The following is a 14097-nucleotide window of genomic DNA, read 5'->3' as shown; positions in this document are numbered from 1 at the left end:
GGCGCGCGCCCGCGAGCCTACTGGAAAAAGACGAACCGCCGGAGGCCGTACGGCAAACCTTGGGCTCATGAGTCGAAGCCGAGTCCAAGCCGGTCCAGGGTCCGCAGCAACACGTTGCGCCGACCCTGGTTGTGATCTGCCCGATCCAATGACCAACGCGTGGTCTGGATGCCGATGCTGGCCAGTGGTTCCGGAGGGAACGGCAGCGGCTTGCGGCGCACCATCTCCAGTTCGGTGCGCTCGGTCGGGCGGCCGTCGAGCAGATCCAGGCAAACATCGGCGGCGAATCGGGAGGCACCGACGCCCAGCCCGGTGAAGCCGTTGACGTAGGCGATCCGGCCCCGTCCGGCCATCCCCCAGTGCGCGCAGAACCGGGTGCTGGTGTCGATCGGCCCGGCCCAGCGGTGGCCGAACCGGACGTCCTCGAGCTGCGGGAAGGTGGTGAAGAAATGGCCCGCCAGCTTGCGGAACGACTCCGGCCGGTCTTCAAGGCTGGGGTCGACCCTGCGGCCGTAGTGGTACATCGCGTCGTAGCCGCCCCACAGGATCCGGTTATCGGCCGAAAGCCGGTAGTAGTGAAACTGGTTGCCGCAGTCGCTGATCCCCTGGCGTTCCCGCCAGCCGATGCGGTCGAGTTGCTCGGTTGTCAGCGGTTCGGTGCCCAGCACGTGGTCGTAGACCGGCACGGTACGCAACCGGTTGCGCTTCAGCAGGCTCGGGAAGACGTTGGTGGCCAGCACCACCCGTTTGGCCGTGATGGATCCGGTCACGGTGGTCACCGTCACCGCACCCGCTCCGGATTTCACGGCTTTGGCCTGGGTGTGCTCGTGAATCCGCACTCCTTTGTCGGCACACACCCGGGCCAGCTCGAAGACCAGCCGCGCGGGGTCGACGATCGCGCAGGTGTCGGCCGCGAACAAAGCACCCCGGTAGGTCGGTGAGTTGACCTGGGCCCGCACCTCGGCCTGGTCGAGGAACCGTCCCTCGCCGTGCTCGGCCGCCTCGCGCAACCAGGGCACCTGGTGCGCCTCGGTGGCCACCGCCAGCATGCCGGTGCGCTGCCAGTCGACCTTCATGCCGTACTTCTCGATATCGGCCGCCATACCGTCGAGGTTGTCCAGGCCCAGTCGTTCAAGCTGATCGAATTCGTCGGGCCAGCGGGACTTCCCGTTCTCGGCACCGTGGGTGAGGCTGGCGTCGACGAAGCCGCCGTTCCGTCCCGATGCCGCCCAGCCGATCCGCTCGGCCTCGATCAGCACCACCCGCGCACCCGGATCGCGTTCGATGGCGTGCAGTGCCGTCCAGAGTCCGGTGTACCCGCCGCCGACCACGAGCAGATCGCACTCGGCCGAACCGGTCAGACTCGGATAGTCGGGCCGGGGAATGTCGAGCCACATCGACCCGAACACGGCCGGGGCGAGCGATCGTTCGATCAGGCGGGGGTCGACGTCACGGTCGAAGACGGTGCGCACCATGCAATGGTGTCATGCCCGGCGAATCACACCGATCCCGGCGGGCTCCCAGCCGGGCGGCCCGAAGATATGGCCGAGCTTGTCCCGCCATCGCGGGGCCGAGCGGACGTCGCGGGCGATCGCGACGTATTCATGGGTCTCCAACGTCCAGATGTTGAACGTGTCGACCGGTTTGGTCAGCCCGTAGTGCGGCCGGAACGTCTCGGGCCGGAAGGTGCCGAACATCCGGTCCCAGATGATCAGGATGCCGCCGTAGTTGCGGTCCAGGTATTCGGGATCCATACCGTGATGGACCCTGTGGTGAGAAGGGGTGTTGAGGATGAATTCGACCGGCCGGGGTAACCGGTCGATACGTTCGGTGTGGATCCAGAACTGGTAGATCAGGCTGATCGAGAAGCTGGTGAACACCATCCACGGCGGCACGCCGAGTAGCGGTAGCGGTGCCCAGAACAGCAGTTCGCCGCTGTTGTTCCATTTCTGCCGCAGCGCGGTGGCGAAGTTGAAGTAGCGGCTGGAGTGGTGGGCCTGATGGGTGGCCCAGACGATCCGGACCCGATGGGCGACGCGGTGATAGAAGTAGAACAACAGGTCCACCCCGACGATGGCGATCACCCAGGTGTACCAGTGCCGTGCCGATAGGTGCCAAGGTGCCACGTAGGCGTACAGCGCGGCATATCCCAAGAGCCCCAGGAACTTCCAGAAGGCCATCGTCGCCACAGACACAAGTCCCATAGAGACCGACGCGCGCGCATCCCTGGCGAAGTACGAGCCGCGCTCAGGCCGCCCCGGTTCGGCGGCGACATCCTTTTCGATCTTGCGCGCCGCAGTCCACTCGATGGCCAGCAGAAGCACGAAGAACGGTACGGCGAACAGCACCGGGTCCCGCATCGCCGGCGGCAGTACGGAGAACATGTGACACCTCCCGGGGAAAGTCTAATGTGGGCGCTCATGACGCAATCGCGGCCGATGCCGACGTGGGCGCTGCTGATGTGCGCCATCGCCACCGAGGTCACCGGCACCTTGTCGCTGCGGGCATCCCAGGGCCACCCACTGTGGCTACTGGTGGTGGTGGCCGGCTACACCGCGTCGTTCGTTCTGCTGACCGCCGTGCTGCGGGCCGGTATGCCGGTGGGTGTGGCCTACGGCATCTGGGGCGCCCTGGGCACCGCGATCACCACGATTGCGGCCACGCTGATCTTCGGTGACCCCTTCACCGTTCCGATCGTGGCCGGAATCGGGCTGATCATCCTCGGGGTGCTGACCGTCGAGTTCGGCTCGCACCGGGCAGAAAAGACCCTCCGATGAGCTGGCTGGCGCTGTTCGCCGGAATCCTGTTCGAGGTGTGCGCGACCCTGGGTCTTCGCGCCTCCGACGGTTTCCGCAAGAAGCGCTGGATCCCGCCGATCCTGCTCGGGTACGTCGTGTCGTTCAGCCTGGTGTGGCTGGCACTGCATCTGGGCATGCCGGTGGGGATCGCCTATGGCGTCTGGTCGGCGTGTGGGGTGGCACTGGTGGCGCTGATGGCCAGGGTGCTCTTCGATGAACGGCTCACCCCGACGATGGTGGGCGGGATCGGGCTGATCATCGCCGGCGTTCTGGTCATCCAGCTGTCCGGCTCGGCCTGATGCGAGCAAGATGGCAGCCATGACAGCACCGTCGTTGCGCGCCCTGGCCGAACGGTTGGGGGTGGCCGCCGCCTACCACGACTGGGTAGGAAACTTCGTGACCGTCGACGACGCGACGATCATCGCGGTGCTGGCCGCGCTCGGGGTGCGTGCCGAGACCGAAGATGATTGCGCCGCGGCACATCTGGAGCAGGACCGCCGCTACTGGTCGCGGCCTCTGCCTCCCACGGTGGTGGCCCGATCGGGTACCGAGTCGTCGTTCTGGGTGCATGTCAGGCACGGCGCGCCGGCTCAGGTGGCGGTCCGGCTCGAGGACGGCACTGTGCGCGAGGACATCCGTCAGGCCGACAACTTCACGCCGCCATTCGACCTGGATGGGCACCTGGTCGGCGAGGCGACGTTCGTGGTGCCCGCCGACCTGCCCCTGGGCTACCACCGGCTGGTGCTGCGCTCCGGGGACTCCGAATCCACCGCACCACTGATCGTCACCCCGGCCTGGCTGGGGCTGCCGGCCCGGATGGGCGCCCGGCGCGGGTGGGGTCTGGCCACCCAGCTCTACAGCGTGCAGTCGAAGGGCTCCTGGGGTGTCGGCGACCTGACCGATCTCACCGACCTGGCGGTGTGGGCGGGAGCGCGGCATGGCGCCGACTACGTGCTGGTGAACCCGCTGCACGCGGCCGCACCCGCGGCACCGATGGAGCCCTCCCCATATCTGCCGACCTCGCGGCGCTTCGTCAGCCCGCTCTATCTGCGGGTCGAGGCGATACCGGAGTTCGGGTTCCTGCCCAAGCGCGGCCGGGTCCACAAACTGCACACGGCGGTGCAGGCCCACGCGCGCACGTCGACGATCATCGACCGGGACGGCGCGTGGGCCGCAAAGCGCGCCGCCCTCAAACTGGTCTACAAGGTTCCCCGCAGCGCCGGGCGCGAGTTGGCGTTCCAGGCGTTCCGGCAGCGCGAGGGTCAGGCGCTCGACGACTTCGCGATCTGGTGCGCGCTGGCCGAGAAGCACGGCAGCGACTGGCGTAGGTGGCCGGCCGGGCTTGCCCACCCCGGCAATCCCGATGTCGCGGAGTACGCGCGACGGCACGCCGAGGCCGTGGATTTCCATCGCTGGCTGCAGTGGCAACTCGACACCCAACTCGCCGATACGCAATCCCGGGCCACCGAGACCGGGATGGCGCTGGGCATCATGCACGATCTCGCGGTCGGGGTGCACCCCAGCGGAGCGGATTCCTGGGCGCTGCAGGAGGTGCTCGCGCTGGGCGTCACAGCAGGGGCGCCCCCGGACGAGTTCAATCAGCTCGGGCAGGACTGGTCGCAGCCGCCGTGGCGGCCGGATCAACTCGAAGAGCTTGGCTACCAACCATTCCGGGCGCTGATCGAGACAATCCTGCGCCATGCCGGTGGCGTGCGCATCGACCACATCATCGGACTGTTCCGGTTGTGGTGGATACCCAACGGCGCTCCCCCCACCAAAGGCACCTACGTCCGCTATAACCACGACGCGATGATCGGCATCGTCGCGCTGGAGGCGCACCGGGCCGGTGCGGTGGTGATCGGTGAGGACCTCGGAACCGTTGAACCGTGGGTCCGGGAGTACCTGCGCGATCGCGGGCTGCTGGGTACATCGATCCTCTGGTTCGAGATCGATTCCTACAGTCGGGGCCCACTGCAGGCCCCGCACTGGCGGGACCTGTGCCTGTCCTCGGTGACCACCCATGACCTGCCGCCGACCGCCGGTTACCTGGCCGGCGACCACGTCCGGCTGCGGCACGAACTGGGACTGCTCACCCGTTCCGCCGACGAGGAACTGGCCGACGACCGGGCCGCCCAGCAGGCCTGGATGGACGAACTGCGCCGGGTGGGATTACTGGGAGAGCATGCCGACGAGGAAGACGTCATCACCGCGCTGTACCGCTACCTCGCCCTGACACCCTCGCGCCTGCTGGCACTGGCACTGACCGACGCGGTCGGGGAGAAACGCACCCAGAACCAGCCGGGCACCACTGATGAGTACCCGAACTGGCGGGTTCCACTCGGCGGGCCGGACGGCGAACGGATGTACCTGGAGGACGTCTTCACCGATCCGCGGGCGGCACGACTGGCCGAGGCGCTGCGCACTGCGATCAGCTGAACGCTTCCGGCTGACGCCGGTGCGTCCGAGCACCGCGTCTGCGTCGTTGACGCATGGTCGAACGAGCGGGTGCCGGCGAAGGTCGCAGACTCTCGTCGGCCAGTAGCATCACCGCGGTGACAACCCCCGAGACCGATGACGACACCCCACTGTGGTTGTTCGCCGACCAGCTCGGGCCGGCGGTTCACGGCGGCGGGCACGCGCATCGGCCGATTCTGCTCATCGAGGCCACCTCGGCATTCCGGCGCCACCGGTACCACCGGCAGAAAGTCCACCTGATTCTGTCGGCGCTGCGTCACGCGCGGGCCGATCTCGGCGATCGGGCCAGCGTGATCCGCGCCGGCAGCTACACCGACGCGCTGCGTAGCTACGGCCGCCCGGTGCTGGTGCACGAACCCACCTCACATGCCGCGGAACGATTCGTCCAACGGTTGCGTCAGGAGGGCTTGGTGGCCGGGGTGCTGCCCACACCCACCTTCGCACTGCCGCGCGCCGAGTTCGGGCAGTGGGCGGGCGACAGTAAGCGATTCCGGCTGGAGACCTTCTATCGGGAGCAGCGCCGCCGATTCGGGGTGCTGATGGACGGTGACCAACCCGTCGGCGGAAAGTGGAACTACGACGCCGACAACCGGGAATCCCCGCCGAAGGGCCACACCGTCCTGGACGTGGCACCGCCCTATCAGCCCACCGAGGACGATATCGACGCGCAGGTTCGGCGTGATATCGACGCCATGAACCTCGACACCGTCGGGACAGACGGCCCCCGGCTGTTCGCGGTGACACCGGCCGAGGCCGATGTGGCACTGCAGCGGTTCATCGCCGACCGGCTGCCGTTGTTCGGCCGCTACGAGGACGCCATGATGGGCGCCGACTGGGCAATGTCGCACTCGCTGCTGTCGGTTCCGCTCAACCTCGGTGTGCTGCACCCCCTCGACGCCGTACACGCCGCCGAGGCGGCCTATCGCAGCGGAGCCGCGCCGCTGGCCGCCGCCGAGGGTTTCATCCGCCAGATCCTGGGCTGGCGCGAATACATCTGGCAGCTCTACTGGCATTTCGGGCCCGAATACCGCGACAGCAACGCACTTGAGGCCCACACCCCGCTACCGGACTGGTGGCGAGATCTCGATGCCGACGCGGTCGAGGCCGAATGCCTGCGACAGGCCATGGCCGGGGTCCGGGACCGGGGCTGGGCCCACCACATCCAGCGCCTGATGGTGCTGGGCAGTCACGCCCTGCAGCGCGGTTACCAGCCCCGCGAGCTCAACGACTGGTTCGCGACCGCCTTCGTCGACGGGTTCGCCTGGGTGATGCCGGCCAATGTGATCGGGATGAGTCAGCACGCCGACGGCGGTCTGATGGCGACCAAGCCGTACACCTCCGGTGGGGCCTACCTGAACAAGATGAGCGATCACTGCCGCAACTGCCGGTTCGACCCCAGGAAACGCCTCGGCCCCGACGCCTGCCCGTTCACTGCCGGTTACTGGGCCTTCGTTGACCGCCACCAGCAGCTTCTGGCCGGCAATATGCGCACCGCGCGGGCGGTGTCGTCGATGAAACGCCTGGTGGACCTTGATGCCGTACTCGACCAGGAACGCCATCGCGACGCCTACTGAGACGCCTGGTGAAACGCTCGCGGGGCCATCCGGCGATACATCCATGACATGGCCGTGGGTTCCCGCTGCGCTATCTTCGACGTGAGGAGGTTCGTCGTGAGGAAGCTCGTGCTCGTGGTTGCCGGCGCGGTCGCGTCCGGGGCAGCGATCCTCGGCAACGGCGCGGTCAGCGCAGACCCGGGTTCGGGCAATCTGCTCAACGTTGTCGGCGAGCCCTACGCCAAGGCGGTGGCGGTCCTACGCGCCCAGGGTGTGAAGACCACCTTCGGCGGTTCGGTGGGAAGTGACGTCCCGCAGGCCCAGTGCATCGTCAGCAGCCAGAAGGTACTCACCATGGCCAAGATGACTCTGATGCTCGACTGCACCGCCGCCGCGCAGCCGGATGCCCCGTCCGCCCCGTCAAGCAGCACCGGAACCTCGGGCACCCAGGGTTCCGGCGGCGGCGGCCGTCCCACCCCCGGCGCTCCCGGCGTCGTGACCGTCATCCCCACCCAGGTCGGATGATGCGCGGGCCGCGCGAGATCGATCCCGGGCCGGTCCAGATTCAGGCCCGCAAGGTGTCGTTCGACCCGTCGAAGACCCCGCTGCACTGGATTCCCGGGCATCCGGTGGCCTCACATATGACCAATCTGCTCAATGTCGTCCTGCCGGCCGCCGAACGCTGGTTCGTGGCCACCTTCAACGAAGCCCTGCCGCTGGTGAAGGATCCGCGACTGACCGAGGACATGCGGGGCTTCATCGGCCAGGAAGCGGTCCACGCCAGCACCCACGACGCGATGCTGAACGAATTCATGATCACCCGCGGCGTCGATCCGCAACCGGTTCTCGACCAGGTCGACTACATGTTCTCCAAGATGCTCACCCCGAGCACCTCGGAAGACCCCAGGCGCCGCTTCAATCACCTCTGCGAACGCCTCTGGCTGATCGCCGCCATCGAGCACTACACCGCCGTCCTCGGCGACTTCGCGCTCAATTCCGCCTGGGATGACTTCGGCGCCGACCCGACCATGGTCGATCTGTTCCGCTGGCACGGCAGCGAAGAGGTCGAACACCGTTGTGTGGCACACGATGTCGCGAACTATTTCCATGACAGCTACTTCGCCAGGATCCGCGCGATGGCCGTGGCGGCGACTGCACTGTTCGCCTTCTTCGAGCGCGGCCTGCTGTATCTGTGCCACACCGATCCCGAACTCGATCTGAGCTGGCCCCAGATACAGCGCATGCGCGCCGAGGATTCCGGACTCGGACTGCTTCCGACCTACCGCAAGATGTTCGGCAGCAACACGCTCGCCTATTTCCGGCCCGACTACTCCCCTGCCGATTTCGGCTCCACCGCCCAGGCCGTGGCTTACCTCGCCAGTTCACCCGCCGCCCGGGCCGCCCATCTGTAGATGCTGCTTCGCCGCCTGCGTGATGACCTGCCCGGCAGGGGATTTCGCCGTCTGCGCTATTCCGGACTTCTCGGCCTCGCCGATGTGACGCTGACCGGTCTGTGGGCCGCGACCAGCCGACTGCGCGGGACGACCGCGCTACCGGAGCTTGATCGCACCCTTACATTGACCGTTGTCGACCGGCAGATCGTCGCCCATGACCAGAACGTCGTCGCTCTCACTCTTGCTGCTCCGGATGGATCTGTGCTGCCAGCGTGGCGTCCCGGCGCGCACATCGATATCAGGTTGCCCAGCGGTCGGGTTCGGCAGTACTCGCTGTGCGGTGACCCCGGTCTCGGTACCCGCTATCGCATCGCGGTACGGCGTATCCCCGACGGCGGCGGCGGATCGATCGAGGTGCACGGGTCGCTTTCCATCGGGTCGGCGGTGACGACCAATGGGCCGCGAAATGCGTTCCCGCTCAGCGTCCCCGGCTACGGCTCACCCGCCCGGCGGATCCGGTTCATCGCCGGCGGTATCGGCATCACTCCCATCCTGCCGATGCTGAGACTGGCCGAGGATCTGGGTGTGGACTGGTCGATGATCTACGTGGGTCGCACCGCCGACAGCATCCCGTTCCTCGACGAGGTTCGGGAATTCGGCGAACGGGTCAGCATTAGAACCGACGATGTTCACGGCATACCCACCGCAAGTGACCTGCTGGGCGAATGCCCGAATGGCACGACGGTGTACGCCTGCGGTCCCGCGCCCATGTTGACCCTCATTCGCGAGCGGCTTGCCGACCGCGATGACGTCGAATTGCACTTCGAGCGGTTCGCGGCCGCACCGGTGGTGGGCGGTGAGGAGTTCACCGTGACCATCGACTCATCGAGTCAGGTCATCACCGTGGCCGCCGAGGAGACCCTGCTGGCCGCATTACGCCGTACCGGGATCGCCACCGCTTACTCATGCCAGCAGGGTTTCTGCGGTACCTGCCGTACCCGCGTACTGGACGGCGTTGTGCAGCACCGGGATACGTTGCTCACCGAACCGGAGCGCGACGCCGCGATGATGCTGACCTGTGTGTCGCGGGCGACTGCCGGGGAAAACCTGAGGCTGGACCTCTAATTGTCCTGATCCCAGGCCGAGGTGACCTGGCCGGCGACGTCGATGATCTTGGCCTGCACCGACCCCGGGCTGTCGATCTCCTCGGCCACATGGGCGGCGACGAACCGGCGGATCTCGCCGTCGACATTGCCGATGATCCGGACGATCTCGCCGCGCAGGGATTTCGAGGTCACGTGCACGGCGATATCGGAGGGCCGAGGCTTGGCCACATCGATGACGATGAGCAGGGGGTCGGCCGCCCGGGCGGTGGCGCGCAGCGCGATATCGCCGTCGACGACGAAGCGGGGCCTGTCCAGCCACAGATCGACGGTCAGTTCGATGACGAGCGGGATGCGCACGGCGAAGGTGATGTTCTCGCCCAGAGTCCGTCGCACCTGCGGTTGCTGGATGTCGACACGGGCGCTGACCTTGGCCAGACCGCCGGGGCCCTGGGACATCGGACCCATCTCGAAGGACTCGCCCGCGATCTCGGCGAATGCCGCCGCCACGCGCTCCTCGGTCACCGCGAACTCGAAGAACCGACGACCGAATTCCTCATAGGTGACGAAATTATGGGTGTGCATGGGGTTCTCAAGTCTGACGCACCGATGTGGACAGCGGGACGCGGACCGGTAACGGTTCGGGTGCGCCCCCTCAGATCTCCAGCATGACAGTGACCGGACCGTCGTTGACCAGACTCACCTGCATATGAGCACCGAAGGCACCGGTGGCGACCCCGGCCCCCAACTGCCGCAACTCGTCGGCGAAGACCTCCACCAACGGCTCGGCCACCGATGCCGGTGCGGCAGCGTTCCAGGACGGCCGGCGGCCCTTGCCGGTGTTGGCGTACAGGGTGAACTGACTGACCAGCAGAATGGGCGCACCGATATCGGCGGCGGACTTCTCCCCATCGAGAATCCTTAGCCGCCAGAGTTTTTCGGCCATCGTGGCGGCGATTGCGGCGTCGTCGGTATGCGTCACCCCGACCAGGGCCAGCAATCCCTGCCCCGGCGGGTTGATAGCGCCGACGATCTCGCCGTCAACCGACACGGACGCCGAGGAGACGCGCTGAACCAGCACCCGCATCGGTTCAGCTGTTGTTGTCGGCGTAACCCAGGATCGCCTTGGTCTCGAGGAACTCGTCGAAACCTTCCTTACCCCACTCGCGGCCGTTACCGCTCTGCTTGTAGCCACCGAACGGCGCGGCGATATCGAATGCGTGGTTGATGGTGATCGCGCCGGCCCGGATCCGGCGCGCCACAGACCGCGCCTGATCGAGGTCGGCGCCCGAAACATAGCCGTACAGACCGTATTCGGTGTCGTTGCCGATCTCGACCGCCTGGTCGAGGTCGTCGTAGGGAAGGATGCACAGCACCGGACCGAAGATCTCCTCGCGGGCGATCGTCATGTCATTGTCGACGTTGGCGAACACCGTCGGACGGACGTAGTAACCGGTGTCCAGTCCGTCCGGGCGCCCCGTGCCGCCGGCGACCAGGGTGGCGCCCTCGTCGATACCCCGCTGGATCAGGTTCTGCACCTTGTCGAACTGCACCCGGGATGCCACCGGCCCGATGGCCGCGGGGTCGGCCAGATCCCCGACCTTGACTCCGACAGCCGTCGCGCCGGCTACCGCGATCGCCTCATCCATCCGTGCACGCGGCACCAGCATCCGGGACGGGGCGTTGCAGCTCTGTCCGGAGTTCATCATCATCACGACCACGCCGGACGCCACGCTCTGAGTGAAGGCGTCGTCGTCGAGCACGATGTTGGGGCTCTTGCCGCCGAGTTCCTGGGCCACCCGCTTGACCGTCGGGGCCGCGTTGCGCGCCACCTCGATACCGGCCCGGGTGGATCCGGTGAAGGACACCATGTCGATACCCGGATGGCTGGACAGCGCGACACCGACACCGGGGCCGTCGCCGAAAACCATGTTGTAGACGCCGGCGGGCAGGCCGGCCGCGTGCATCACCTCGGTGAAGATCTGACCCGAGTAGGGCGCGACCTCGGAGGGCTTGAGCACCATGGTGCAGCCGGCGGCCAGGGCGGGGAAGACCTTGCAGGCGATCTGGTTGAGCGGCCAGTTCCACGGCGTGATGAGGCCGCAGACACCGATCGGTTCCTTGACCACCATGGTCGCGCCGTGCTGCTCGTCGAAGCTGTAGTTCTTCAGCACGTCGATCGCGGTCATCAGGTGACCCAGCCCCAGCTGAACCTGCGGACCGGCGGCCAGGGTGGGCGGTGCACCCATCTCCTCGTTGACCGCCTCGGCCAGGTCGTCGACCCGCTTGGAGTACTCGGCGAGCAGGGACTCCAGCACGCCGATGCGATCCTCCCGACTGGTCTGCGACCAGCTGATGAAGGCCCTGCGGGCGGCCCTGACGGCGTTGTCGACATCCGCGCTGGACCCCAGCGCGATCTTGCCGGTGACCTGCTCGGTAGCCGGATTGTCGACGTCGAGGGTGCGGAGTTCGACCGGGTCAACCCACTGGCCATCGATGTAGAACTTGAGGTAATCACGCATGTCGTCATACTGCCTGATCAGAGCGTTGCGAATGGTGGAAATACCGCGACGCGCCGAAAATCGGCGTTGGATTTGTCACATCCCGCTCTGCAATGTGTGGGGAATCACCGCATTGATTCTTGTTTATAACGACCCGGATGTAATCGAGGGAATTTGCCTGGTAATCAACATATTTGCTGTGTGCAAGTCGTATGCAGTTCTCTATTAGGTTGATACACAATGCCATTGAGCAGGGAAAACCCGATTCATCTACGAAAAACTCAATGCCCCATCGGTTTTGAGTAAATGACACTTCTGTTGTTACCGTCGAATTCATGTATGCAGTTGCGGCGTTGTTGTCGCTTATCAGTCAGGTAGCAGGCACGCCATATATCTCCGGTGGCGATACGCCGGCTGGAACCGATTGCTCGGGTCTTGCTTCATGGGTTGCCAACGTGGCAAGCGGCAGACCGGCTTTCGGCAGTCGTTTCAACACCGGCAATATCGAGCCGGCGTTGCTGGCCCGCGGATTCCACTACGGCACGGCGCCGAACTCGGTGGTGATCGGCTGGAACGGCGGTCATGCCGCCGTCACACTCCCCGATGGCACCCCGGTGTCCAGCGGTGAGAGTGGTTCCGGTGTTCGCATCGGTGGTGGCGGCGCCTTCCAGCCGCAGTTCAACCACCACATGTACCTGCCGGTCCAGGCCGACACGATGAACACCGACCCGGCCGCGCCGCCGGCATCCGGTGATGTCGCCGGTGATGTGGTCATCATCGACATCGCGAACACCGAAACCCACACCACGATCGCTACCGATATCGCCACCGACCCCGTGGCGTCCGACCCCGCGGCGTCCGACCCCGTGGTGTCCGACCCTGCGGCGCTGCCGGCGGTCGCGGTCGAAGCCGAAGCCGAGCAGGTCCCCGCCTAGGGCGGGGCCTGCAGGCCACTGCGCGCAAGCAGTTTGACGCCGGCCGACTGTGCCGCCCCCGGGCGGGCCAGCGCGGCGACGGTGACGGCGATCAGCACCGCGATCGCCAGCGCCGGGCCCCACTGGGACACCCCCTGTGGCCAGGGCGCCACATTGCGGAGCACCGTGTAGCCCAGCATGGCCAGACCGAGAAGCGGGACCACCATCTCCCACTTCGACAGCCCCGACCCTTCGGTCAGGAAGAGCAGCCGCAGTGCGCCCAGGCAGGCCATCGCGTAGGCGACCAGCAGGATCAGCGTCCCCGCATCACCGGAGATGGTGAAGACCTCGAACGGTCGGGCGTGCAGAACCGACCAGCCGAAGAGTTGCACCGCAGCCACTGTCACAGCGCATGCGGCTGCCGCGTTATTCGGCAGTGCACGTACCGGGTCAACCTTGCTCAGCCTCGCCGGACCCATCCCGTCGCGGCTCAGAGCAAAGATGAGCCGGCTCCCGCCGACCAGGCATGCCAGGCAGCACGCCGATGCACTCAACGCAGCCCCGACCACAATCACATCGGCAACCCAGACGGCGACATAGCGGGATGCGAGATCACCGATCAGCGCCTGGGAGTTCGTGAACGCGGCGACGCCGACCGCATCCGTGCCGAAGGCCATCATCGCGATCGCGCTGACCGCCACGAAGAACACGCCGCCCAGAACCGCTGTTGCGAGGATCGCACGGGGGATGTCGCGGTGCGGATTATCGGACTCCTCGCCGAGCGTCGCGGCCGCCTCGAAGCCGGCAAATGACAGGAATCCGAAGACGACGCCGAGGAATAGGTTCGAGGCGCTGGTGCCGGGGGCAAGGGTGAACACCGATGGGTCGATGTGGTGTCCGCCGGTGCCGCGGATCAGGTGGACCAGCGTGACCCCGGACACCATCATGATCAGCAGGATGGTCGCGCCTTCGGTCACCAGCAGGATTTTGGTGCCACCACGAATGTCGCGCGTCGCCAGCACCCACATGCCGAACAGCACCAGCCAGCCCAGCGGATAAGGCAACCATTCCGGCAATATGCTGGGCGCCAGCACTTTTCGGATCAGATCGGTGAGGAACATGCCCGCGGCCGTCGATGTCACGACCCCGAAGAGCACGTAGGTGCAGGCATTGAGCCAGCCTGCCACCGCGCCGCTGCGCGGTCCCAGGGTCACTCCCACGAAGGCGTACACGCTGCCGGATTGACTGAATCGCTGCGACAACCGGACAAACGTGTGGGCGATCAACAGGACGCCGAACGTGGCGAGCAGGAAGGCGATCGGCACAGCCCTGCCGGTAGCCGCCGAAGTGGCCTGCGGA

Annotated in this window: 14 protein-coding genes; 8 read left to right on the top strand and 6 right to left on the bottom strand. The window is 66.5% G+C overall.

Annotated elements, in window-relative coordinates:
• Positions 1 to 65: 65 nt before the first annotated feature.
• Positions 66 to 1472, bottom strand: coding sequence for an NAD(P)/FAD-dependent oxidoreductase (locus tag ACR2JI_RS03380; RefSeq protein ID WP_526388029.1), 1407 nt, complete (start codon positions 1470 to 1472; stop codon positions 66 to 68).
• A 12-nt stretch (positions 1473 to 1484) separates the two neighbouring features.
• Positions 1485 to 2384, bottom strand: a complete 900-nt coding sequence (locus ACR2JI_RS03375; RefSeq protein WP_526388027.1) for a sterol desaturase family protein — start codon at positions 2382 to 2384, stop codon at positions 1485 to 1487.
• Positions 2385 to 2438: 54 nt separating this feature from the next.
• On the opposite strand from ACR2JI_RS03375, the gene ACR2JI_RS03370 reads away from it, so the two are divergent.
• The 7 genes from ACR2JI_RS03370 (at position 2439) to ACR2JI_RS03340 (ending at position 9345) form a co-directional block, all read left to right on the top strand.
• A complete protein-coding gene (locus tag ACR2JI_RS03370; RefSeq protein ID WP_526388070.1) occupies positions 2439 to 2777 on the top strand; it encodes a DMT family transporter in 339 nt (112 codons plus the stop codon).
• The gene (locus tag ACR2JI_RS03365; RefSeq protein WP_526388025.1) at positions 2774 to 3097 is read left to right on the top strand and encodes a DMT family transporter; all 324 of its coding nucleotides are present in this window, start codon (positions 2774 to 2776) and stop codon (positions 3095 to 3097) included. Before ACR2JI_RS03370 ends, ACR2JI_RS03365 begins: the two co-directional genes overlap by 4 nt.
• 10 nt (positions 3098 to 3107) lie before the next feature.
• The gene (malQ, locus tag ACR2JI_RS03360) at positions 3108 to 5234 is read left to right on the top strand and encodes a 4-alpha-glucanotransferase (RefSeq protein WP_526388023.1); all 2127 of its coding nucleotides are present in this window, start codon (positions 3108 to 3110) and stop codon (positions 5232 to 5234) included.
• A 116-nt stretch (positions 5235 to 5350) separates the two neighbouring features.
• The gene (locus tag ACR2JI_RS03355; protein ID WP_526388021.1) at positions 5351 to 6847 is read left to right on the top strand and encodes a cryptochrome/photolyase family protein; all 1497 of its coding nucleotides are present in this window, start codon (positions 5351 to 5353) and stop codon (positions 6845 to 6847) included.
• Between the two features lie 96 nt (positions 6848 to 6943).
• Positions 6944 to 7351 carry a hypothetical protein gene (locus ACR2JI_RS03350; protein WP_526388019.1) on the top strand — a complete coding sequence of 136 codons (408 nt, stop codon included), beginning with the start codon at positions 6944 to 6946 and terminating at the stop codon, positions 7349 to 7351.
• The gene (locus ACR2JI_RS03345; RefSeq protein ID WP_526388017.1) at positions 7348 to 8238 is read left to right on the top strand and encodes a metal-dependent hydrolase; all 891 of its coding nucleotides are present in this window, start codon (positions 7348 to 7350) and stop codon (positions 8236 to 8238) included. Before ACR2JI_RS03350 ends, ACR2JI_RS03345 begins: the two co-directional genes overlap by 4 nt.
• A complete protein-coding gene (locus tag ACR2JI_RS03340; protein WP_526388015.1) occupies positions 8239 to 9345 on the top strand; it encodes a PDR/VanB family oxidoreductase in 1107 nt (368 codons plus the stop codon). It abuts the gene before it with no gap.
• Here ACR2JI_RS03340 and ACR2JI_RS03335 read toward each other — a convergent pair.
• From ACR2JI_RS03335 to ACR2JI_RS03325, 3 genes are all read right to left on the bottom strand, one after another.
• On the bottom strand, positions 9342 to 9908 hold the full coding sequence (locus tag ACR2JI_RS03335) for a hypothetical protein (RefSeq protein ID WP_526388013.1): 567 nt from the start codon (positions 9906 to 9908) through the stop codon (positions 9342 to 9344). The genes ACR2JI_RS03340 and ACR2JI_RS03335 overlap by 4 nt on opposite strands.
• A 70-nt stretch (positions 9909 to 9978) precedes the next feature.
• On the bottom strand, positions 9979 to 10410 hold the full coding sequence (dtd, locus tag ACR2JI_RS03330) for a D-aminoacyl-tRNA deacylase (protein WP_526388011.1): 432 nt from the start codon (positions 10408 to 10410) through the stop codon (positions 9979 to 9981).
• Between the two features lie 4 nt (positions 10411 to 10414).
• Positions 10415 to 11845, bottom strand: a complete 1431-nt coding sequence (locus tag ACR2JI_RS03325; protein ID WP_526388008.1) for an aldehyde dehydrogenase family protein — start codon at positions 11843 to 11845, stop codon at positions 10415 to 10417.
• A gap of 314 nt (positions 11846 to 12159) precedes the next feature.
• On the opposite strand from ACR2JI_RS03325, the gene ACR2JI_RS03320 reads away from it, so the two are divergent.
• On the top strand, positions 12160 to 12759 hold the full coding sequence (locus ACR2JI_RS03320) for a peptidoglycan endopeptidase (protein ID WP_526388006.1): 600 nt from the start codon (positions 12160 to 12162) through the stop codon (positions 12757 to 12759).
• On the opposite strand, the gene ACR2JI_RS03315 is transcribed toward ACR2JI_RS03320, so the two are convergent.
• Positions 12756 to 14097 (bottom strand): amino acid permease (locus ACR2JI_RS03315; RefSeq protein WP_526388004.1); only part of this gene is annotated, 1342 nt, incomplete at its 5' end. The two genes, ACR2JI_RS03320 and ACR2JI_RS03315, sit on opposite strands and share 4 nt — an antisense overlap.

This window comes from Mycobacterium sp. (assembly GCF_051006775.1).
Lineage (GTDB): Bacteria > Actinomycetota > Actinomycetes > Mycobacteriales > Mycobacteriaceae > Mycobacterium.
The sequence above is the reverse complement of the archived record's forward strand: the minus strand, read 5'-3'. Positions and strand labels throughout refer to the sequence as shown.